General features: G+C 68.9%; 22 protein-coding genes. 19 read left to right on the top strand and 3 right to left on the bottom strand.

Going from position 1 to position 19,284, the window contains the following annotated elements:
- Positions 1 to 153: 153 nt before the first annotated feature.
- A complete protein-coding gene (locus ACT54B_RS17260) occupies positions 154 to 2,319 on the bottom strand; it encodes a transglycosylase domain-containing protein (RefSeq protein WP_476046616.1) in 2,166 nt (721 codons plus the stop codon).
- Between the two features lie 208 nt (positions 2,320 to 2,527).
- Here ACT54B_RS17260 and ACT54B_RS17255 point away from each other — a divergent pair, with 208 nt between their 5' ends.
- A complete protein-coding gene (locus ACT54B_RS17255) occupies positions 2,528 to 3,001 on the top strand; it encodes a YcgN family cysteine cluster protein (RefSeq protein WP_476046614.1) in 474 nt (157 codons plus the stop codon).
- A 262-nt stretch (positions 3,002 to 3,263) separates the two neighbouring features.
- Here ACT54B_RS17255 and ACT54B_RS17250 read toward each other — a convergent pair whose 3' ends face one another.
- A complete protein-coding gene (locus ACT54B_RS17250; RefSeq protein ID WP_476046612.1) occupies positions 3,264 to 3,401 on the bottom strand; it encodes a hypothetical protein in 138 nt (45 codons plus the stop codon).
- A 138-nt stretch (positions 3,402 to 3,539) separates the two neighbouring features.
- Complete coding sequence (locus ACT54B_RS17245) at positions 3,540 to 3,851, bottom strand: hypothetical protein (RefSeq protein WP_476046610.1); 312 nt, start codon at positions 3,849 to 3,851, stop codon at positions 3,540 to 3,542.
- A gap of 451 nt (positions 3,852 to 4,302) precedes the next feature.
- Between ACT54B_RS17245 and ACT54B_RS17240 the strand changes: the two genes are divergently transcribed.
- The 18 genes from ACT54B_RS17240 to ACT54B_RS17155 all read left to right on the top strand — a co-directional run bounded on the left by ACT54B_RS17240 (position 4,303) and on the right by ACT54B_RS17155 (position 19,260).
- On the top strand, positions 4,303 to 4,776 hold the full coding sequence (locus ACT54B_RS17240; RefSeq protein ID WP_476046608.1) for a hypothetical protein: 474 nt from the start codon (positions 4,303 to 4,305) through the stop codon (positions 4,774 to 4,776).
- A complete protein-coding gene (locus ACT54B_RS17235) occupies positions 4,760 to 6,250 on the top strand; it encodes a DNA-packaging protein (RefSeq protein ID WP_476046607.1) in 1,491 nt (496 codons plus the stop codon). Before ACT54B_RS17240 ends, ACT54B_RS17235 begins: the two co-directional genes overlap by 17 nt.
- A 120-nt stretch (positions 6,251 to 6,370) precedes the next feature.
- On the top strand, positions 6,371 to 6,673 hold the full coding sequence (locus ACT54B_RS17230; protein ID WP_476046606.1) for a Dabb family protein: 303 nt from the start codon (positions 6,371 to 6,373) through the stop codon (positions 6,671 to 6,673).
- A gap of 120 nt (positions 6,674 to 6,793) precedes the next feature.
- Positions 6,794 to 7,957: a phage portal protein gene (locus ACT54B_RS17225; protein ID WP_476046605.1), complete on the top strand. Its 1,164-nt coding sequence runs from the start codon at positions 6,794 to 6,796 to the stop codon at positions 7,955 to 7,957.
- A 187-nt stretch (positions 7,958 to 8,144) separates the two neighbouring features.
- A complete protein-coding gene (locus tag ACT54B_RS17220; RefSeq protein WP_476046603.1) occupies positions 8,145 to 8,513 on the top strand; it encodes a DUF6107 family protein in 369 nt (122 codons plus the stop codon).
- Entirely contained in the window at positions 8,510 to 9,100 is a 591-nt protein-coding gene (locus tag ACT54B_RS17215; protein WP_476046601.1) for an HK97 family phage prohead protease, read from the top strand. Before ACT54B_RS17220 ends, ACT54B_RS17215 begins: the two co-directional genes overlap by 4 nt.
- Positions 9,097 to 10,380 (top strand): phage major capsid protein, encoded by a 1,284-nt coding sequence (locus ACT54B_RS17210; RefSeq protein WP_476046600.1) that lies wholly within the window; start codon positions 9,097 to 9,099, stop codon positions 10,378 to 10,380. Before ACT54B_RS17215 ends, ACT54B_RS17210 begins: the two co-directional genes overlap by 4 nt.
- Before the next feature lie 92 nt (positions 10,381 to 10,472).
- Positions 10,473 to 11,042 (top strand): head-tail connector protein, encoded by a 570-nt coding sequence (locus tag ACT54B_RS17205; RefSeq protein WP_476046599.1) that lies wholly within the window; start codon positions 10,473 to 10,475, stop codon positions 11,040 to 11,042.
- Between the two features lies 1 nt (position 11,043).
- Positions 11,044 to 11,379 (top strand): head-tail adaptor protein, encoded by a 336-nt coding sequence (locus ACT54B_RS17200; RefSeq protein ID WP_476046597.1) that lies wholly within the window; start codon positions 11,044 to 11,046, stop codon positions 11,377 to 11,379.
- Positions 11,376 to 11,783, top strand: coding sequence for a DUF3168 domain-containing protein (locus ACT54B_RS17195; protein WP_476046595.1), 408 nt, complete (start codon positions 11,376 to 11,378; stop codon positions 11,781 to 11,783). Before ACT54B_RS17200 ends, ACT54B_RS17195 begins: the two co-directional genes overlap by 4 nt.
- A gap of 50 nt (positions 11,784 to 11,833) precedes the next feature.
- Positions 11,834 to 12,241: a phage major tail protein, TP901-1 family gene (locus ACT54B_RS17190; protein WP_476046594.1), complete on the top strand. Its 408-nt coding sequence runs from the start codon at positions 11,834 to 11,836 to the stop codon at positions 12,239 to 12,241.
- The gene (locus tag ACT54B_RS17185) at positions 12,241 to 12,603 is read left to right on the top strand and encodes a gene transfer agent family protein (RefSeq protein WP_476046592.1); all 363 of its coding nucleotides are present in this window, start codon (positions 12,241 to 12,243) and stop codon (positions 12,601 to 12,603) included. Before ACT54B_RS17190 ends, ACT54B_RS17185 begins: the two co-directional genes overlap by 1 nt.
- Positions 12,600 to 12,842, top strand: coding sequence for a rcc01693 family protein (locus tag ACT54B_RS17180; protein ID WP_476046590.1), 243 nt, complete (start codon positions 12,600 to 12,602; stop codon positions 12,840 to 12,842). The genes ACT54B_RS17185 and ACT54B_RS17180 overlap by 4 nt, the downstream gene beginning before the upstream one ends.
- Positions 12,839 to 13,423 carry a phage tail tape measure protein gene (locus ACT54B_RS17175; protein ID WP_476046588.1) on the top strand — a complete coding sequence of 195 codons (585 nt, stop codon included), beginning with the start codon at positions 12,839 to 12,841 and terminating at the stop codon, positions 13,421 to 13,423. The genes ACT54B_RS17180 and ACT54B_RS17175 overlap by 4 nt, the downstream gene beginning before the upstream one ends.
- A gap of 10 nt (positions 13,424 to 13,433) precedes the next feature.
- Positions 13,434 to 14,063, top strand: a complete 630-nt coding sequence (locus ACT54B_RS17170) for a phage distal tail protein, Rcc01695 family (protein WP_476046586.1) — start codon at positions 13,434 to 13,436, stop codon at positions 14,061 to 14,063.
- Positions 14,060 to 14,950, top strand: coding sequence for a DUF2163 domain-containing protein (locus ACT54B_RS17165; protein WP_476046584.1), 891 nt, complete (start codon positions 14,060 to 14,062; stop codon positions 14,948 to 14,950). Before ACT54B_RS17170 ends, ACT54B_RS17165 begins: the two co-directional genes overlap by 4 nt.
- A complete protein-coding gene (locus ACT54B_RS17160) occupies positions 14,947 to 15,408 on the top strand; it encodes an NlpC/P60 family protein (protein ID WP_476046582.1) in 462 nt (153 codons plus the stop codon). Before ACT54B_RS17165 ends, ACT54B_RS17160 begins: the two co-directional genes overlap by 4 nt.
- Before the next feature lie 3 nt (positions 15,409 to 15,411).
- Positions 15,412 to 19,260, top strand: a complete 3,849-nt coding sequence (locus ACT54B_RS17155) for a baseplate multidomain protein megatron (protein ID WP_476046580.1) — start codon at positions 15,412 to 15,414, stop codon at positions 19,258 to 19,260.
- Positions 19,261 to 19,284 lie beyond the last annotated feature (24 nt).

The following is a 19,284-nucleotide window of genomic DNA, read 5'->3' as shown; positions in this document are numbered from 1 at the left end:
GTGCGGCGCAGCGCGCGCACAGAAGCGCGGGGGGAAACGGCTGACGGGGCTCCCGTCCTGAGCGCTCCGGACACAGCGTTGCGGATCGGGACATCCTTTGCCGCCACCGCGCCGATGTGGCCGGTTATCGACGCCGGATCTATCCGGCGCGCCTCAGTGCACGCTGCCGACCTTGGCGGGATCGGGGAGGGGAGGTGCGGTCTTCAGGTCGTTGGCGATCTCGCGGATCAGGCGCGTGGCGTCGCTGGAGAGCGAACGCGGGCGTTGCAGCGGGGGCATCAGCGGCAGGCCGGTTTCCTGGTTTTCCGCCACCTTCTGGCCCTCGTCCGGGGCCTCGCCCGCGGGCGTCGAGGGGTTGGGATTGTCGATGCCGGGAATGGGCCTCAGCTCGATGCCCTGATGCGCGTAGTCCATCAGCCGCTTGAAGGTCATGGCCGGCAGCGAGCCGCCCGTCATGTTGTTCGAGGAGGTATAGTCGTCGTTTCCGAACCAGACGGCGGTGGTGTAATTGCCGGTGAAGCCGCAGAACCACGCATCGCGATAGGCCTGGGTCGTGCCCGTCTTGCCGCCGGTGACGATGCCGTGGTCGAGCGCCGCCTTGCGCGCCGTGCCGATGACGGGGATCTGCACCAGCATCTTGTTCATGTTTGAGGCGGCCACTTCGGACAGCACCCGCTTGGGCGCCGGCTCGTCGCGGTCGAAATCATAGAGCACCCGCCCGTCCTCGGAGAGGATCTGGGCAATGCCGTGCCGGCGCGACTGCATGCCGCCCGCCGGAAACACCGCATAGCCGGTCGCCTGGTCCAGCACGGTCAGCTCCGACGTGCCGAGCGGAATGGTCTTGTCGCGACGGATCGGGGTTTCCACGCCAAAGGCCTTGGCGGTGTTGACGATGGCGTCGATGCCGAGCACGTCCTTGGCCAGCCGCACCGGAATGGTGTTGATCGACTTGGCAATCGCCGTGGTCAGGGTCACCCGGCCGGAATAGGAATTATGATAGTTCTGCGGCGACCAGCCGCGCCAGGTGATCGGCGCATCCACCACCACCGTGTCAGGCGTCATGCCCTTTTCCATGGCGGCGGAATAGGTATAGACTTTGAAGGAGGAACCCGGCTGGCGCAGCGCCTTCGTCGCCCGGTTGAACTGGCTTTCGCCATAGTCGCGCCCGCCCACCATGGCGCGCACGGCCCCGCCATTCTCGATCATGACAAGCGCGCCCTGCTTCACCCGGTAGCTCTCGCCATATTCGCGCAGCGAGGTTTCCACGCTGTCTTCCGCCGCCTGCTGCAGGCCCATGTCGATGGTGGTGCGCACCGTCAGCGTGTGTTCGGGAAAACGCGTCGCCAGCCGCTGCACGTCCTCGAAGGCCCAGTCCAGGAAGAAATCCGGAGAGGCGACGGTGCCGCGATCGACCACGGTCGCGGGGTTGCGCCGCGCCGCCACCACCTGGCCCTCCGACATCAGCCCGCCCTGGACGAGATTGGTCAGCACTTCGTTGGCGCGGGCGCGCGCCGCCGGCAGGTTCACATGCGGCGCATATTTGGCCGGCGCCTTGAACAGGCCCGCCAGCATGGCGGCTTCCGCCAGGTTGACGTCGGTAATGTTCTTGCCGAAGTAGAATTTTGCCGCCGCCGCCGCGCCGAACGTGCCGCCGCCCATATAGGCGCGGTCGAGATAGAGGCGCAGGATTTCCTTCTTGGAGAGATTGGCCTCCAGCCAGAGCGCCAGAAAGGCCTCCTTCACCTTGCGCTCCAGCGAGCGCTCGTTGGAAAGGAAGAGGTTCTTGGCAAGCTGCTGGGTCAGCGTCGAGCCGCCCTGCACCACCTCGCCGGCCCGGGCATTCTCGCTCATGGCGCGGATCAGGCCGAGAAAATCGATGCCGAAATGGTCGAAGAAGCGGCGATCCTCGGTGGCCAGCACCGCCTTGACGAAATGGTCCGGCAGCTCCTCGATCGGCACGCTGTCCGCATGGATGATGCCGCGATGGCCGATCACGTTGCCGTAGCGGTCAAGGAAGGTCACGGCGAAATCGCCCCGGTTCTTCCAGTCGCCCTTGGTCGCCTCCATGGAAGGTTGGGCCAGCGCCAGCATCAGCACCGCGCCGGCGGTGCCCCAGGTCGCGGCCTCGCCTATCACCTCGAACAGCGCCCGGGTCCAGCCCTTCACCCGGAAGCGCCGGAAGAAAATGGTGATTTCCTCCCAGATCTCGGCGGCGCGATAGCCCGCGTTCCACAGGCCCGAATCGATCCAGGAGTCGATGCGCAGCAGGAGGAACCGCTTGCGTTTGCCGCCATTCGGAGAGGGGGTCTTTTCGGTCACGCTGGATACATTCCCGGTCGAACGGCTGTCCGCGCCTTGACCTTCGGCCCATTCGGGGCAAGAAGCATGTCCGGCGGGCCGCAGCCTTGCTCAGGTCTTTCTGTCCGCGATCATTGGGCGATTTCCCGACAAAGGACAAGAGCTTGCGCGGGCTGCCTGCCGAAAATTGTTCTGATTTGAAACGGGTGTTGCGCAGAGGAGATGGCGGATGGGCCAGCCGTTCTGGAAGACGAAAAGTCTGGAAGAGATGAGCCTTTCCGAATGGGAAAGCCTCTGCGACGGGTGCGGCCTGTGCTGCCTCAACAAGCTCGAGGACTGGGATACGGGCGAGGTGGTGTTCACCTGTGTCGGCTGCCGGCTGCTCGATGGCGAAACCGCCCGCTGTCGCAATTATGAAAACCGCCAGGCGATCGTCGAGGACTGCATCCAGCTGACGCCGGAGGAGGTCCGCACCATCACCTGGCTGCCGCCCACCTGCGGCTATCGGCTGGTGCGCGATGGCGAGGATCTGAAGTGGTGGCATCCGCTCGTCTCGGGCGATCCGGAAACGGTGCACCGGGCGGGTATTTCCGTCCGCGGACGCACCGTGGAGGAAGGGGATGTCGAGATCGAGGATTATGAGGATTACGTGGTCGAATGGCCGCTGACGGTTGGGGAAGGGCCGAAGGCCCGCAAACCCTGAGTATTCTGTTCGACCAAGAGGCGCGGAAGCCTTGCGCCGGCAGGCCCCTGCGGGCACTGCCGGCGATGGCGGGCGGTTTCTGGTCTCCGCCCGCGCCCTGGGAGGCTCAGCGCAGTCCGAAGAAGGACAGGATGGCAATGACGATGACGACGGCGCCGACGAGCCAGATGATCTGATTCATGGAATTTCTCCCTCTTGGATGGACCGCCTCGCGGTCGTGACAGGCTAGGTTGCGAAGGCGGCTTCCGCCCTCCGGATACTCTCAGCGGAACCCCGCATAGGAGAGGATCGCGAGAATGATGACGATGGCTCCAACGGCCCAGATGATGCGGTTCATGGTCTTTTCCCTTTTTTGCCGGGCGACGATCTTCAAGGCCCGGTTGTACAAGGAAAGCCGCAACGGCCTGTTTGGTTCCCCCTCGCTTCGCTTTACCCCCATTTTTTTTGGAAGCGGCCCGCCGTGCCGGGAGGCGCAAGACACGAAAACGCCCGGCCGCAGGGAGAGGCCGGGCGTTTTCGGGACGGGAGGTCGGGCCGGTTAGTTGCCGGAACCGGAGCTGCCGCCGGTATTGCTGTCATTCGAGCCGTCGGAGCTGTGGCTGTTGGCATTGCCGCCGGTCGGGCTCTTGGACTGGTCGCTGCACGGCTGTTCGTTGCCGGTGCTGGCGGTGCCGGTCGTGTTCTTCTGGGTGCTGTCCACGCAGTTTTCATCGGCCGGCATGGTGGTGGTCGTGGTCGAATCCATGGTCGTGCCGGTCGCGGTGCCGGTGGAGGTCTGGGCAAGGGCCGGAGCCGCTGCAACGGAGGCGAAAAGGGCAGCGGCAAGGGCCGCATTCGTCAGGATTTTCATATCGATCTTCTCCTCTTGATCTGTTGAGCCGCGGGGACATCCGCCGGTCCGCCGGGGAGGAAAGGCGATCCCGGTCGAAGGATGTCCGGAGGCGGATGCTGCCGTCTCCTGCCGGGGAGGCTGCATCCGCCGGCAAGGAAGAAACACCTCGAACCCCGGGAGGTTCCGAGATTTCTTTCCCTTGCCGTCAGCGATTATCGGGAACCCACCGCCACCGGAGGCCACCGGAACGGGCCGTTTCCTGGCCATTTCGCCCTTTTCATCGCAAGAAAGAAAAATAAAAGATAATAGGAAAAATATCCTTGACACCGTCGCGGGGCCGGGTTATGGTTCAGGCATGATCGGAAAGCTGCGGCCGAAACGAACGGCGCCACCGGTTTTCCTCTTCCCCGCCTTCTTCAGCCATTGAGGCCGCGCCGGTTCTGCCGCCGCGCCTACCGGGAGCCTTGCCATGGATGACAGCCTCAACCCGACGCCCCCTCACGGCGTGCCGGACAGTCTTGCCTATATGGCCGACCTGATGCGGCGGATGAAGGCGGAGCTGGAAAGCCAGTTCGCGCTCTTCTCCACCGCCCGCGAGCAGGCGGAGCGTCGGCTCGGCCAGGACCTGCCCGAAGCGGAGCTGAAGCTCTGCCGGGCCGACCTGAAGGCGGCGGTGGATGCCTTGTCGGTCATCGTCCGCACGCTGGAAAAGGTGGACGAGATGGAGCGGCGCATCATGCGCGACCAGCAGGATCTCGCCGCCATGCCGGGCACGGAGGCCGATTACGACCGGCTCTTCGCCAGCGTCGAGGCGGCCATCGAAGCGCGGATCGCGGAGCGGCTCGCCGCCAGCGCCGGTCCCGCCCTGCCGGAACCGGTGCCGAAGCCGGAAATCGAAGCGATCGATAATCCGCCGGAGGCGGTCCATGCCCTGCAAGGATGAAGCCGGTCCCTCTCTCCGTCATCGGCGGCGCCAGGCGGCGGGTCTGGCGCGCGGCCATCTCTGCGCGGCGGGGCGTCTGAAAACCGGCGTGGAACAACGGCTGCTGGAGACCGCCCGGCAGCACGGGCTGGAACGGCAGGCCGTGCTCTTTCCCGAGGGCGCCCGTCTGGCCTCGACGCTTTCCGGCGACGCGCGACCGGTGCGGACGAAGCGCATCTGGGCCGATGCGGCCGATCTGCCGGCCCCGGCGCTGCTGCGGCTCTCGCGGGATTTCCGGCTGCTCGGCCGGGCCAGCCAGCAGCCGCCCGGCGGCGACTGGCGGCTCTGGCTGCTGCTCGGCGGTCGCGGTTCGGGCAAGACCCGGGCCGGGGCGGAATGGGTGCAGGCGCTGGCGCGCCGCGCCGGTCCCCGGACCGACCTGCGCATCGCACTGGTGGCCGAAACGCTGTCCGATGCCCGCGAGGTGATGGTGGACGGCATCTCCGGCCTTCTCTCCATCTCGGCGGGCTTCCGGCCCGATTACGAGACGAGCCGCCGCCGTCTGGTCTGGCCGAACGGGGCGGTGGCGCAGATTTTCTCCTCGGAGGACCCGGAATCGCTGCGCGGGCCGCAATTCCACTTCGCCTGGTGCGACGAGCTCGCCAAGTGGAAGCACCCGCAGGAGACCTATGACATGCTGCAATTCGGCCTGCGGCTTGGCCTCTCGCCCCGGCAGGTGGTGACGACCACGCCCCGTCCGCTGCCGCTTCTGAAGACCATTCTTGCCGATCCCGGCACGGCGCTGACGCGGCTTTCCACGGCTGAAAACCACGCCCATCTCGCCCCCGGCTTCATCGCGGCGCTGGAAGCGCGCTATGGCGGCACCCGGCTTGGCCGGCAGGAACTGGACGGCGAGCTGATCGAGGACCGGGACGATGCCCTGTGGAAACGCGGCCAGCTGGAAAAGCTGGTGCAGCCGCTGTCCGGCCCGCTGTCGCGCATCGTCATCGGCGTCGATCCGCCCTCCGGCGCGGGCAAGGGCTCGGTCTGCGGCATCGTCGCCGTGGGGCTGGATACGCTCGGCCGCGCCGTGGTGCTGGCCGATGGCTCGGTGGAAGGGGCAAGCCCCGCCGGCTGGGCGCGGGCCGTCTCCGGCCTTTTCCGCCGCTTCGAGGCGGACCGGGTGGTGGTGGAGGTGAACCAGGGCGGCGACATGGTGACGGCGCTGCTTTCCGCCGCCGACGCCACCCTGCCGGTCACCGCCGTCCATGCGGCGCGGGGGAAATTCACCCGCGCCGAGCCGGTCGCCGCCCTCTACGAGCAGGGGCGGGTGGTGCATGCCGGCCATTTCCCCGCTCTGTGCGACCAGTTGTGCGATTTCGGTCCTGATGGTCTCTCCGGCGGGCGCTCGCCCGACCGGCTGGATGCGCTGGTCTGGGCCATCACCGCGCTGCTTCTGTCGGGAACCGGCGAACCCCGCATCCGCGGACTGTAATCCGGTGGCCGCTGTAACCCATGGACGAGGAAAAACGCCGCATTGAACTTGGCAGAGGGTCATGTTATCCGCCCATCCGTCTGGACCGGTCCGCCGGCCCGCCATCGGAGTGCAGCAATCTTGATCCGCCACATCGTCTTCTTCACGGCCCGCGACAAAAGCGATGTCGAAACCATCCGCGATGGACTGGCGGTTCTGGCAGGCATTCCCCACGCGTCGAAGCTCGAAGTGGCGATGAACAAGAAGACCGACCAGCTCGGCAACGAGGTGGATCTGGTCGTCTACGGCGAATTCGAGAACGAGGCGGCCTTGGCCGCCTACAAGGCGCATCCGCTCTACCAGAAATCCATCGAGCTGGTGCGCCCGTTGCGTGAATTGCGGCTCGCCGCCGATTACGACTGCGCGACCGCCGCCGGTCGCTGACCGCATCCGCCTGACCTGACCGACACGATGTGAGGCTGCCGCCGCGTTTCGCGGAGGCTGGCCTTTTGACGTCTGCCGGCCACTCATCCGAACATCCGAACCTTCATGGAGGACGACACCATGCTGACCCTCTTCCGGGGATTGATCCGCCGTGCCGCAGCTGAGCCGTCGCGGGGCGTTTCCGGCGGCTCCGTGCCGCTGGCGCTCGGCGGGGGCGGGCTCGCCCCGGAGGGGCAGTCCTATGCCGCGCTCTCCCGCCGGGGCTATCAGGGCAATCCGGTTGCCCATCGCTGCGTGCGGCTGGTGGCGGAAACCGCCGCCGCCGTGCCGGTCGTGACCTATGAGCAGGACCGGGAAGCGCCCGATCATCCGCTTGCTCGGCTTCTGGCCCGCCCGAACCCGCTGATGGCGGGGCCTGATTTTCTGGAGGCGGTCTACAGCCATCTGGCGCTCGACGGCAATGCCTTCGTCGAGGTGGTGACGGTGGCGGGCGAGGTGCGCGAACTCTATCCGATCCGCCCCGACCGGGTGCGGATCGAGACGGGGGCCAATGGCTGGCCGTCGGCCTATCTGGTCGAGACCGGCACCCGGCTTCGCCGCCTGCCGGTAACGGGCGCGCCGGGCGATCCGGTGCATGTGCGCCTGTTCCATCCGCTCGATCCCGCCCGCGGCTTTGCCCCGCTGGCGGCGGCGGCAGGGGCGCTGGCGCTCTCCAATGCGGCGACCCGCTGGAACCGGGCGCTGATCGACAATTCCGCCCGGCCCTCCGGTGCCCTGGTCTACCAGCCGAAGGACGGCGGCAATCTCTCGCCCTCCCATTACGAGCGGCTGAAGCGGGAACTCGTGGAGGGCTATTCCGGTGCCGGCGGTGCGGGCAGACCGTTGCTGCTCGAAGGGGGGCTCGACTGGAAACCCATGTCGCTCACCCCCCGCGATCTCGATTTCGCCGAGGCGAAAAACGGGGCCGCCCGCGACATCGCGCTGGCGCTCGGCGTGCCGCCGCTTCTGATCGGTCTGCCGGGCGACAATACCTATGCCAATTACCAGGAGGCGAACCGCGCCTTCTACCGGCTGACCGTGCTGCCGCTCGTAACCCGCACGCTTGCAGCGCTCGTCCATGCGCTGGTGCCGGCAGGCGAGGGGGTCCGCATCGAGCCCGATCTCGACCGGATCAGCGCGCTTTCGGCCGAGCGCTCCGAACTCTGGAGCCGGGTCACCGCCGCCGATTTCCTGACCGATGCGGAAAAGCGCGAGGCGCTGGGCTACGGCGCAGAACCGGCCTGAAAAGCCTTTTCCTGACAATGAGTTGAGGCGAGAACCGGAATCGGTCCGGAAGCCGCCTCACGGGCTTCGCCCGCCGCTTCAGCCGATCCGGCCAAGCGATTCTAAAGATTCGACAGTTTCAACCCGCTTCACCGCGATCCCGCTTCGGGGCCGCGAAGGAAGCCCCGTGCGCAGAAAGGACCCTGTCATGACCGACCTTAGCGGCGCGAACGGCTGGCTCGCCGAACGCATTGCGGGATCGACGGCCGGTGCCGCCGTCTCTCTCGTCTATCTCTTTCCCGGCAGCCGCAAGGAGGCGGCGACGCGCTTCCTGACCGGGCTCTGCTGCGGTCTGGTCTTCGGCGGCCCGGCCGGGCTCTGGCTCGAACGCTCGCTCGGGCTCGGCGACCGGCTCTCCGGGCCGGAACTGATGCTGTCGGGCTCGGCCTTTGCCAGCCTCGTCGCCTGGTGGGGGCTCGGCATTCTCGCCCGCATCGCCGCGCGCCAGACCCGGCCGGGCACCACGCCCGCGGGCGAGGCGGGCAGGCCCACCGGCAAGCCCGGAGACCGGCCATGAGCGCGCCCGATCCCGTGGCGCGGACCGGCACGCTTTCGCGCCGCAACGCCGCCCTCTCGCTCGCCGGCCTTGGCGGGGAGGGGCGCTTTTCCGGCTATGCGAGCGTCTTCGGGCGGCCCGATCTCGGCCGCGACGTGATCGAACGCGGCGCCTTCCTCGCCTCGCTCGGCCGGCGCGGGCCGGAAGGGGTGCGCATGCTCTACCAGCACGACCCCGCCGAGGTGATCGGCCGCTGGACCGTGATCCGCGAGGATGCCCACGGCCTCTATGTGGAGGGGCAATTGACCCCCGGCTCGGCGCGCGCCGCCGAGGTCTATGCCAATCTTCTGAACCGCGCCATCGACGGCCTCTCCATCGGCTTCCGGGCGCTCAGCACTCGCCGCGACGGCCGGGGCGGGCTTCGCCGCATCCTGGAGGCCGATCTCTGGGAAATCTCCATCGTCACATTCCCCATGCTGCCGGAGGCGCGGGTGGGCGCGGTGAAGCGCGCCGACATCCCGCCGATCCGCGCCCCCGCTGCGCCGGTGCCCGGCCGCATCCGCACTCCCTTTCGCATCCCACCCCCACCAGGAGGACTGACCGCATGATCGAGACCAAGACGCTTACCGCCCCCGCATCCGCCGCGACCCTGCCGCGCGCGCCGGACATCAAGGCCTGGCCGGACGGCCTCGCCTCCGCCCATGACGAGATGATGGGCACTTTCGAGGCCTTCCGCGAGGCGAACGACCGGCGGCTCGCCGAAATCGAGAAGAAGCTCACCGCCGATGCGGTGACCACCGAGAAGGTGGACCGCATCAACCGCGCGCTCGACCGCCAGTCGCGGGTGATGGAGGAGCTGGCCCTGAAGGCGGCCCGCCCGCCGGTCGGCGAGGCCGCGCCATCGGGTGTCGCCCCGCCCGAGTTCAAGGCGGCCTTCGAGGCCTATCTGCGGCGTGGCGACGAGGCGCCGCTGCGCGATCTCGAGGCCAAGGCCTTTTCCGGCAGCGTGTCGGCCGATGGCGGCGTCGTCATCCCGCCGGAGCTGGATACGGAAATCGGCCGACGTGTCGGCGTAATCTCGCCCCTGCGGCGGCTGGCGACGGTGCGGCAGATTTCCACCTCCGTGCTGAAGAAGCCCTTCGCCACCAACCGCCTCGCCACCGGCTGGGTGTCTGAAACCGCCAATCGCGGCCAGACCAACAGCCAGAACCTCGCCGAAATCGCCGTGCCGACCTTCGAGCTCTACGCCCAGCCGGCGGCAAGCCAGACCCTGCTCGACGATGCCGCCGTGGACATGGAGGCCTGGATCGCGGCGGAAGTGGATCTCGTCTTTGCCGAGCAGGAAGGCGCGGCCTTCATTTCCGGTGACGGCACCACGAGGCCGAAGGGCATTCTCTCCTTCCCGGCCGTGGCGGAAAGCGCCTGGAGCTGGGGCAATATCGGCTATATCGCCACCGGCGTCGCCAACGGCTTCAAGGCGGCGAACCCGCTCGACACGATCTTCGACGCCATCTACGCGCTGAAGGCCGGGTATCGCCAGAACGGCACCTTCCTGATGAACCGGAAGACCCAGGCGGAAATCCGCAAGTTCAAGGATACGACCGGCAACTACATCTGGTCGCCGCCCGCCGCCGCCGGGCAGCCCGCCGCACTCGCCGGCTTCCCGGTCGCCGAGGCGGAAGACATGCCGGACTTTTCCGCCGGCGGCAGCGCCATCGCCTTCGGCGATTTCCGGAGCGCCTATCTGGTCGTCGACCGCATCGGCACCCGCATGCTGCGCGATCCCTATTCCGCCAAGCCCTTCGTGCTCTTCTACGTGACCCGCCGCGTGGGCGGCACGGTGCAGAATTTCGAGGCGCTGAAGCTGATCCGCTTTGCCGCCGCCTGACGGGCGCTGCACCCTCCCGCTTCCGCCGCCGCCCCCGCTCCCTGAAAGGGCGGGGGCTTCCTGTTCCGGACCCTTGCCGAGGAATTCCCCCCATGACCTATGTGACCGTCACGCCGCCCGCCGTGGAGCCGCTGACCCTTGCCGAGGCGAAAGCCCATCTGCGCGTCGATGGCACCGCCGAGGACGACTATCTCGCCGGCCTCATCCGTGTCGCCCGCGACCATCTGGAGCGCATGACCGGCCTCTGCCCGATCACCCGCACCCTGCGCCTCGCTCTTCAACCGGTGCCTGAAGACGGCGTGATTCCGATCCTGAAAGGCCCGGTGCAATCCATTGACCGGGTTATCCTTTATGACGGCAACGGGCTTCCGTCCGCCTTTCGGATCGACCCGCTTGCCGTCGAGCGGGACGGCCCGCCCTCCCGGCTGGCGCTTGGCAGCGCCTTCGACCGCAGCCGCGCCGAAAACGGCATCGAGATCGACTTCACCGCCGGCTTCGGCGCGAGCGGTGCGGATGTGCCGGACAGCCTCCGCCGGGCGCTCCTGCTGCATGTGGCGCTGATGTACGACCATCGCGGCGGGCTGACGCTGGACCAGCAGCCGGCCGCCGTGCCCGACGGCTATGACCGGCTGATCGCCCCCTTCCTGCCGCCGAGGCTCTGAGATGGGACGGCTCCTGATCGACGCGGGGCGCCTCCGCCACCGCCTGGTGCTGGACGTCCCCTCCGCCGAAGCGGACGGGGCGGGCGGCCTGAAGCCGGACAGGACGGCGGGCGAGGCGCTCTTCGCCCTCGTCGAACCCGCCGGGCCTCTGGCCCTTGAGGATACGGGCTTTGCCATGCCGGGCCAGCGGCTTGCCGTGACGATCCGGTTCCGGCCGGGCCTTGCCGCCGGCCAGCGCTTCCGCCACGGCGAGCGGTTGCTCGTCATCGAAAGCGCCTTCGATCCGGATGAAACCGGACGCTTCATCCGCTGCCTCTGCCGAGAGGAGGGCCGATGAGCCGCGCCGGTCTCGATCTCCGCGCGCGCGTTCTGGCGCGCCTTGCCGCCACGCCCGCGCTTGTCGCAAGGCTGGGCGGCAGCAACCGCTTCTTCGATCGGCTGCCCGCCGCGCCGGTGCCTTTCCTGCTGTTCGGCCCCGCCGATATCCGCGATTTCTCCACCGCCACGGAGCCGGCCGAAGAGCATCTGCTGACGATCGAAATCTGGACCGGCGCGGACCATCCGGCGCTTGCGGGCGAGCTTGCGGCGCTGGTCCGGGACGCGCTGTCGAGGCCGCTTGTCCCGTCCGGTTCCGGCAGCGGCCTGATCCGCCCCGACTATCTTTCGACGCGCGCCCGCCGCGTGCCCGCCGCCCGCGCGCTGGTGACGGCGCTCGTTTTCCGCGCGGTGACCGAGGGCTGAGGCCCGCGCCTGTTTTTCCATTCCATCCCTTTCATCACGGAGGACCCGATATGGTCATGCAGAAGGGCAGGGATTTCCTGCTGAAGATCCAGAACGGCAATGCCTATGAAACCGTGGCGGGCCTGAGAAGCCGCAAGCTTTCCTTCAACGCCCAGACGGTCGACGTCACCGACGGCGACAGCGCCGGGCGCTGGCGGGAGCTGCTGGCGGGCGCCGGCGTGCAGCGTGCAGCGATTTCGGGCGCCGGCCTCTTCAAGGATGCGACCTCCGACAGTCTGATCCGCAGCGCCTTCTTCGCCGGCCAGAGCCTCCTCTGCCAGATCGTCATCCCGGATTTCGGCACGGTCGCCGGTCCCTTCCAGATCGCCGCGCTCGACTATTCCGGCGATTACAATGGCGAGATGAAATTCGAGATCGCGCTGGAATCCGCCGGTGCGCTGAGCTTTGCGGTGCTGTGATGCGGGGCCGTGACGATAAGGGCCGGGCCATCAGGCACCGGGGCGAGGTGGAGGCCGTCATCGGCGGCGAACGCCGCATCCTCTGCCTGACGCTCGGCGCGCTCGCCGAACTCGAAACCGCCTTCGCCGCCGAGACGCTGTCCGATCTCGCGGCCCGCTTTTCCGGCGGGCGGCTGAAGGCGCTGGATCTGGTGCGCATCCTCGGCGCCGGCCTCAGGGGCGGCGGCAATCACTTTTCGGATGAGGACGTGCTCTGCCTCGATATCGAAGGCGGTGTGCCGGCGGCGGCGGATCTCGTGGCCGCGCTGCTCGTCTCCGCCTTCGGACAGGACGCGAACGAGGACCGCACGCCCCGCCCTTGAGGGCCGCAGCCCCCGGAGCCTCGGCACCGCCGGCCTTCCCCTGGCGGGCGGCAATGGCATTCGGCCTCGGGCGGCTGCGGCTTTCCCCCGCGCAATTCTGGGCGATGACCCCTCTCGAACTCGCCGCCGCCGCCGGTTCCGGCGAGCCTCGGACGGCGGCACCCGACCGTGCGGCGCTCGATGCGCTGATGGCCCGCTTTCCCGACGGGCCGCCCTCTGACGAAGGAGACATGCCATGAACGGACAGACCGATCCGCAGGCGGCAGTGACCGCCGCCAGCGAGGCGGCGGCGCTCGGCCCCGTGCTTGCCGATCTCGAAAGCCGCAGCGACCAGCTGGCCGCCGCCCTGACCCGCGCCTTCGCGCAAGGGGTGACGGGGGCGAAGAGCCTCGACGAGGCAGTGCGGGGGCTGGCGCTGAAGCTCTCCTCGCTTGCCCTCGATGCGGGGCTGAAGCCGGTGGAGAACCTTCTCTCCGGCGCGCTCGGCAGCCTTTTTACCGGGCTCTCGGGCAAGGCGGGCGGGGAGGCCGCAGCCGCGGCAACGCCCTTTGCCACGGGTGGCGTCGTCTCCGCCCCCACCTTTTTCAGCGATGCGGGCGGCGGGCTCGGCCTGATGGGCGAGGCGGGCGCGGAAGCGATCCTGCCGCTCCGGCGCGGCGTGGACGGGGCGCTCGGCGTCGCCGTTTCGGGCGCTGGCGGCGCCGGCCCCGGCATCGTCTTCAACATCCAGACCGCCGATGCGGACAGCTTCCGCCGCTCCGAGGCGGAGCTGTCCGCCATGTTCGCCCGCACCATCCGGCGCGGCAGCCGCCATCTCTGAGGAGAAACCCATGGCCTTTCACGACGTCCGCTTTCCGCTGCGGCTGGCACTCGGCGTCAGCGGCGGCCCGACCCGGCAGACCGATATCGTCAGCCTCGCCAACGGGCGCGAAGCCCGCAACCAGCGCTGGCGCCATTCGCGGCGGCGCTACGATGCGGGCTCCGGCATCCGCTCGATTGCCGATCTCTATGCGGTGCTCGAATTCTTCGAGGCCCGGGCCGGGGCCCTGCACGGCTTCCGCTTCCGCGACCCGCTGGACTGGAAATCCTGCCGCCCCGACCAGACGCCGACGCCGCTCGACCAGGCGATCGGCCGGGGAAACGGGGTGCTGAAGGCCTTTCCCCTCGTCAAGACCTATGGCGATGCGGCCGGCAGCTGGCCGCGCCCGATTGTGAAACCCGTGGCTGGCACGGTGCGCATCGCGGTGAACGGGGTCGAAGCCCGCGCCGGCGAGGTCGCCATCAATGCCGCAACCGGCCTCGTGACCTTCGCCGCCGCCCCCGCCGACGGCGCGACAGTGACCGCCGGCTTCCAGTTCGACGTGCCGGTGCGCTTTGCCACCGACCGGCTGGAGGTCAGCCTCGAAGCCTTCGCCGCCGGCCGCCTGCCCACCGTTCCGCTGATGGAGATCGACCCATGAGAGCCCTGCCACCGGGCCTTGCCGCCCATCTCGAAAGCGGCGCGACCACGCTTTGCCATTGCTGGCAGGTGACGCGCCGCGACGGAACCCGCCTCGGCTTCACCGATCACGATGGGGATCTGGTCTTCGACGGCGTCACCCATGCCGCCGGCTCCGGCTTTGCGGCGGGCGCCCGGGCGGAGGAGAGCGGCCTGCCCGCCGCCGCAGGCGACATGGAGGGCGCTTTTTCGAGCCCGCTGATCACCCGGGAGCACCTGCTTGCCGGTCTCTATGACGGGGCGGAGGTGGATCTCTGGCTGGTCAACTGGAAGAACACCGCCGACCGGCTGCTGCTGAGCCGCCGCGACATCGGCGAAGTGTCGGTGGAGGGCGATCTCTTCCGTGCCGAGCTTCGCCCGGTGACCCACCGCCTGCAAAGGCCCAAGGGCCGCGCCTATGTGCGAAGCTGCTCGGCGGATTTCGCCAGCGCGGATTGCGGGCTGACGCCGGTGGCCGGGCGGCATTCCGGCGCGGGTCAGATCCTTTCCGTGCTTTCGGAAACCCGCCTTGTCGTTTCCGGTCTTTCCGGCTTCGAGGGCAATGCCTTTCTCCATGGCCGGCTGCACTTCGGCGAAGGGGTGCTTTCGGGGCGGATGGCGGGCATTGCGGGCTCGGCCCGCTCGGGCGAAAACCACCTGCTGGATCTCTGGCTGCCGCTCGACCTGCCGCCCGCGCCCGGCGACCGGGTGACGCTTCTGGTCGGCTGCGACAAGCGCTTCGAGACCTGCCGCGACCGCTTCCGGAACGGCGTGAACTTCAAGGGCTTTCCCCACATGCCCGGCACCGATTTCGCCTATTCCTATGCCGACAGGGACACGGCCCATGACGGCCGTGCGCTGGTGCCATGAACGGGGCGGACGACACGGGCGAAAAGGTACTGGCGATTGCCGAAACCTTCCTCGGCACGCCCTACCGGCATCAGGGTTCGGTCAGGGGGGTGGGCTGCGATTGCCTCGGCCTCGTCAGGGGCATCTGGCGCGAGCTCTACGGCGAGGACCCGGAGGAGCCGCCGCCCTACCGCCGCGACTGGGCGCTCGATGCGCCCGGCGAACCGCTGCTTCAGGCTGCAGTTCGGCATTTCGGACCCGCGCTTTCGCCCCGGGCCATGCGGCCCGGCGATCTCCTCGTCTTCCGCTGGAAGCCGGAAGGCCCCGCCACCCATGCCGGCATTCTGGCCCGGCCGGAGCGGGACGGGGACAGCTTCTACCATGCCTATGAACAGGCGAGCGTGCTGCGCTCGCCGCTCGTGCCCTCCTGGCGGCGGCGGATTGCCGGCGTCTTCCGTTTTCCCGAACCGAAGAGGTAAGCCATGGCAACCGTGATCCTGCAGGCCGCCGGTGCCGCGCTCGGCAGCGTCTTCGGCCCCGTCGCCGCCATGGCCGGACGGGCGCTCGGCGCGCTGGCCGGCGGCATGATCGACCAGTCCCTGATGGGCGCCGGCGCAGGCGAGGCGGCCCATCTTTCCACCGCCCGCATCGGCGGCCCGGAGGAGGGCACGCCGATCCCGAGGCTTTACGGCACCGCACGGCTCGGCGGCACGCTCATCTGGGCGACCCGCTTTCTGGAAACCGTGGTGGAGGAGCGCAGCGGCGGCAAGGGCTCGGGCAGCGCGACAGAGGGCTACAGCTACAGCGTCAGCCTGGCGCTCGGCCTGTGCGAGGGGCCGATAGCCGGGGTGCGCCGCGTCTTCGCCGATGGCCGGGAATTGTCGCCCGCCCGTTTCGAGATGCGCGTCCATACCGGCACCCTGACCCAGCAGCCGGACCCGCTGATCCTTGCCAAGCAGGGCGCGGGCGGTGCGCCCGCCTATCGCGGTCTCGCCTATGTGGTGCTGGAAAACTTTCCGCTCGACGATTTCGGCAATCGCATTCCCGTGCTGCAGTTCGAGGTGATCCGCCCGGTCGGCCAGCTCGAGAAGGATATCCGCGCCGTGACCCTCATTCCGGCGGCGACCGAACACGGCTACCATCCGCTGACCGTCACCGAGAAGATCGGCGACGGCGCCACCCGCAAGATGAACCAGAACACGCTGGCCGGCAAAAGCGACTGGGCCGTTTCCCTTGACGAACTCCAGTCGCTGCTGCCGGCGCTGGAGACCGTGGCGCTCACCGTCTCCTGGTTCGGCACCAGCCTCGATGCGGGGCGCTGCGAGATCCTGCCCGGCGTGGAGGTGGCGACACGCACCGAGGAGAGCATCCCATGGTCCGTCAGCGGGCTCCCCCGGGCTGCGGCGCGGCTGATCAGCCGGAGCGGCGACGGCCCCGCCTATGGCGGCACGCCCTCCGATGCCTCGGTGATATCAGCGATCCGCGACCTCAGGCAGCGCGGCCTGAAGGTGGTGCTCTATCCCTTCGTGCTGATGGATGTGCCCGCCGCCAACACGCTTGACGATCCCTATGGCGCGGCCCGCCAGCCGCCCTATCCCTGGCGCGGGCGCATCACCTGCAATCCCGCGCCCGGCCGCCCGGGCTCGCCGGACAGGAGCGCGGCCATCACGACGATGGTGAGCCGCTTTGCCGGCAGCGCGAAGCCCTCCGACTTCGTGATCGAGGGCGAGACGCTGCGCTATACGGGCGTGCCCGGCGGCTTCCGGCACATGATCCTCGCGCAGGCCTTTCTGGCGCGCATGGCGGGCGGGGTCGATGCCTTCCTGCTCTCCTCCGAGTTTCGCGGGCTGACCACGCTTCGTGACGACAGCGGCCGCTTTCCCTTCGTGGACGAGCTGATCCGGCTGGCGGGCGAGGTGCGCGCCATTCTCGGACCCGGCACACGCCTGACCTATGGCGCCGACTGGAGCGAATATTTCGGCCATCAGCCGGCCGACGGATCGGGCGACGTCTTCTTTCATCTCGATCCGCTCTGGGCGAGCGCCGACATCGATGCGGTCGGGATCGACAATTATCTGCCGCTCTCCGATTTCCGCGACGAGGATCTGGCCGCCGCCCATCCCGACGGCTTTGCCCATGCGGAGGATCCGGAGGCGCTTCAGGCCGGGATCGGGAGCGGCGAGCGCTTCGACTGGTATTATGCCAGCGAGGCCGACCGCATGGCCCGCAGGCGCACGCCGATTGCCGACGGGTCGGCGGGCAAGCCCTGGGTCTTCGCGCCGAAGAACCTTGCCGGCTGGTGGTCGAACCTGCATTACGAGCGCCGCGCCGGCCGCGAACTGCCAAGCCCTACCGCCTGGCGGCCGCGTCTCAAGCCGATCTGGTTCACCGAACTCGGCGCTCCCGCCATCGACCGGGGCGCCAACGAGCCCAACCTCTTCCAGGACCCGAAATCCTCCGAAAGCCGTCTGCCCGGCTTTTCCCGCGGGCATCGTGCCGACAGCGCCCAGCGCCGGTTCCTGGAGGCCCATTACCGCTACTGGACGGGCGCCGCCGCGCCTGCGGGCATGGTCTCCCCGCGCGATATCTTCCTCTGGTGCTGGGACACGCGGCCCTATCCGGCCTTTCCCTTCGGCACTGCCTGGACGGACGGAGACAACTGGCGCACCGGCCACTGGCTGAACGGGCGGCTGGGAGCCGGAACGCTTGCGACTGTCATCGCGGCGATCCTGGCTGATCACGGCTTCACCGAGGTGGATGTCTCCGGCGTGTCCGGCGACCTGCCGGGCTATGTGCAGGCCGACATCGTGCCGGCCCGGGCGCTGATCGAACCGCTGATCGAGGCCTTCCAGCTCGACGTGCTGGAGCGGGAGGGACACCTCGTCTTCCGCAGCCGCGCCGAGGCAAGCCTGCCGGCGACCGCAATCGACACGCTGGCCGAGGCGAAGGGCGAGCCGCTGGTGGCGGAATTGCGGGCCGAGGCGTCTGCCATTCCCCTCGAGGTCCATCTTTCCTTTGCCGATCAGGCGCTCGACTACGAGCCCGCGCGCGCCCGCGCCGCTGCGCTTTCCGGCGAGGGAACGGGGGCCGCCACGCTGTCGCTGCCCGCCGTGCTCGATGCCGGCCTTGCCGAGCGGCTGGCCGCCGGCCTGCTGCGTGACCGCAGCGCTGGCCGCCGCGCCATCCGCTTCCGCCTGCCGCCGACCGCGCTCTCCCTCGAGACGGGCGATGCGGTGACGCTTCCCGACGGCCCGCCCGGGCGCTTTCTCGTCTCGCGTATCGAGGAGGGGCCCGCCCGGCTGGTGGAGGCCCATTCCTTCGCGCCGGCCCCCGGGGCGGTGCGCACGCTGGCGCCGGTGAAGCCCCGGCCCGGCCGCCTGCCGCCGGGTGCAGCCTTTTCCCCCGAAATCGTCTTTCTCGACCTGCCCCGGATGGGGGCGGGGGAGACCGGCAGCTTCCTGAAGGCCGCCGCAACCGTGACTCCCTGGCGGCCGATGACCCTTTCGCTGTCCACGACAGGGACGGGTTTCAAGACCCGCACGACCCTCTCCCGCCCGGCCATGATCGGCCGGCTGGCCGCCGTGCTTGCCCCCGGATCCTTGCGCGGCCGCTTCGATCCCGTGCGGCGGCTGCTGGTGGATTTTCCCTTCGGCGCGCCCGCTTCGGCCAGCCGCGCCGAGGTGCTGGCGGGGACCAACCGGCTCGCCGTGCTCGGCGTGGACGGAGCGCTTGAAGTGATCGGCTTTCTCTCGGCACGGGAAGTGTCCGGCGGGCGCTTCGAGCTGACCGGCCTGCTGAGCGGCCTTTACGGCACGGACGATCAGGCCGCTCTGGGCGCTCCCGCAGGCAGCCGGGTGGTGCTGCTCAACAGCGCCCTCACATCGCTGGCGCTGGGCGAAGGCGAGATCGGCAAGGCACTCTCGGTCCGGCTTGGCGCTGGCGGAGCGCTCGGCGGCACGGCCGGTCCCTTTGTCGCCCGCGGCGGCCTGCGTGCCGAGCGGCCGCTTTCGCCCGTCCATCTCAGGGGCCGCCGGCTGGCAAACGGCGATCTGCACTTCACCTGGATCCGGCGCGGTCGCCTGGATGCGGATGGCTGGGAGGCCAGCGACATTCCGCTCGACGAGGCGGCCCTGCGGTTCCGGATCGATCTCGCCGGGACCGACGGCCGGCTTCGCCGCACCCTGATCGCGACCGAGACCCGGGTCCTCTATGCCGCCGAGACCGAAATGCAGGATTTCGGCGCCCGCCAGACCGCGCTCGACGTCACCGTCCGCCAGCTCGGGCGGCGTGTGCCGGATGGTGTGCCGGCCCGGGCCCGCATCGCTCTCTGAGGCTTCATCGCTTTACCCCAAGAA

The organism is Gellertiella sp. DMC107 (assembly GCF_056313605.1).
This window is presented reverse-complemented; position numbering and strand designations above follow the sequence as displayed.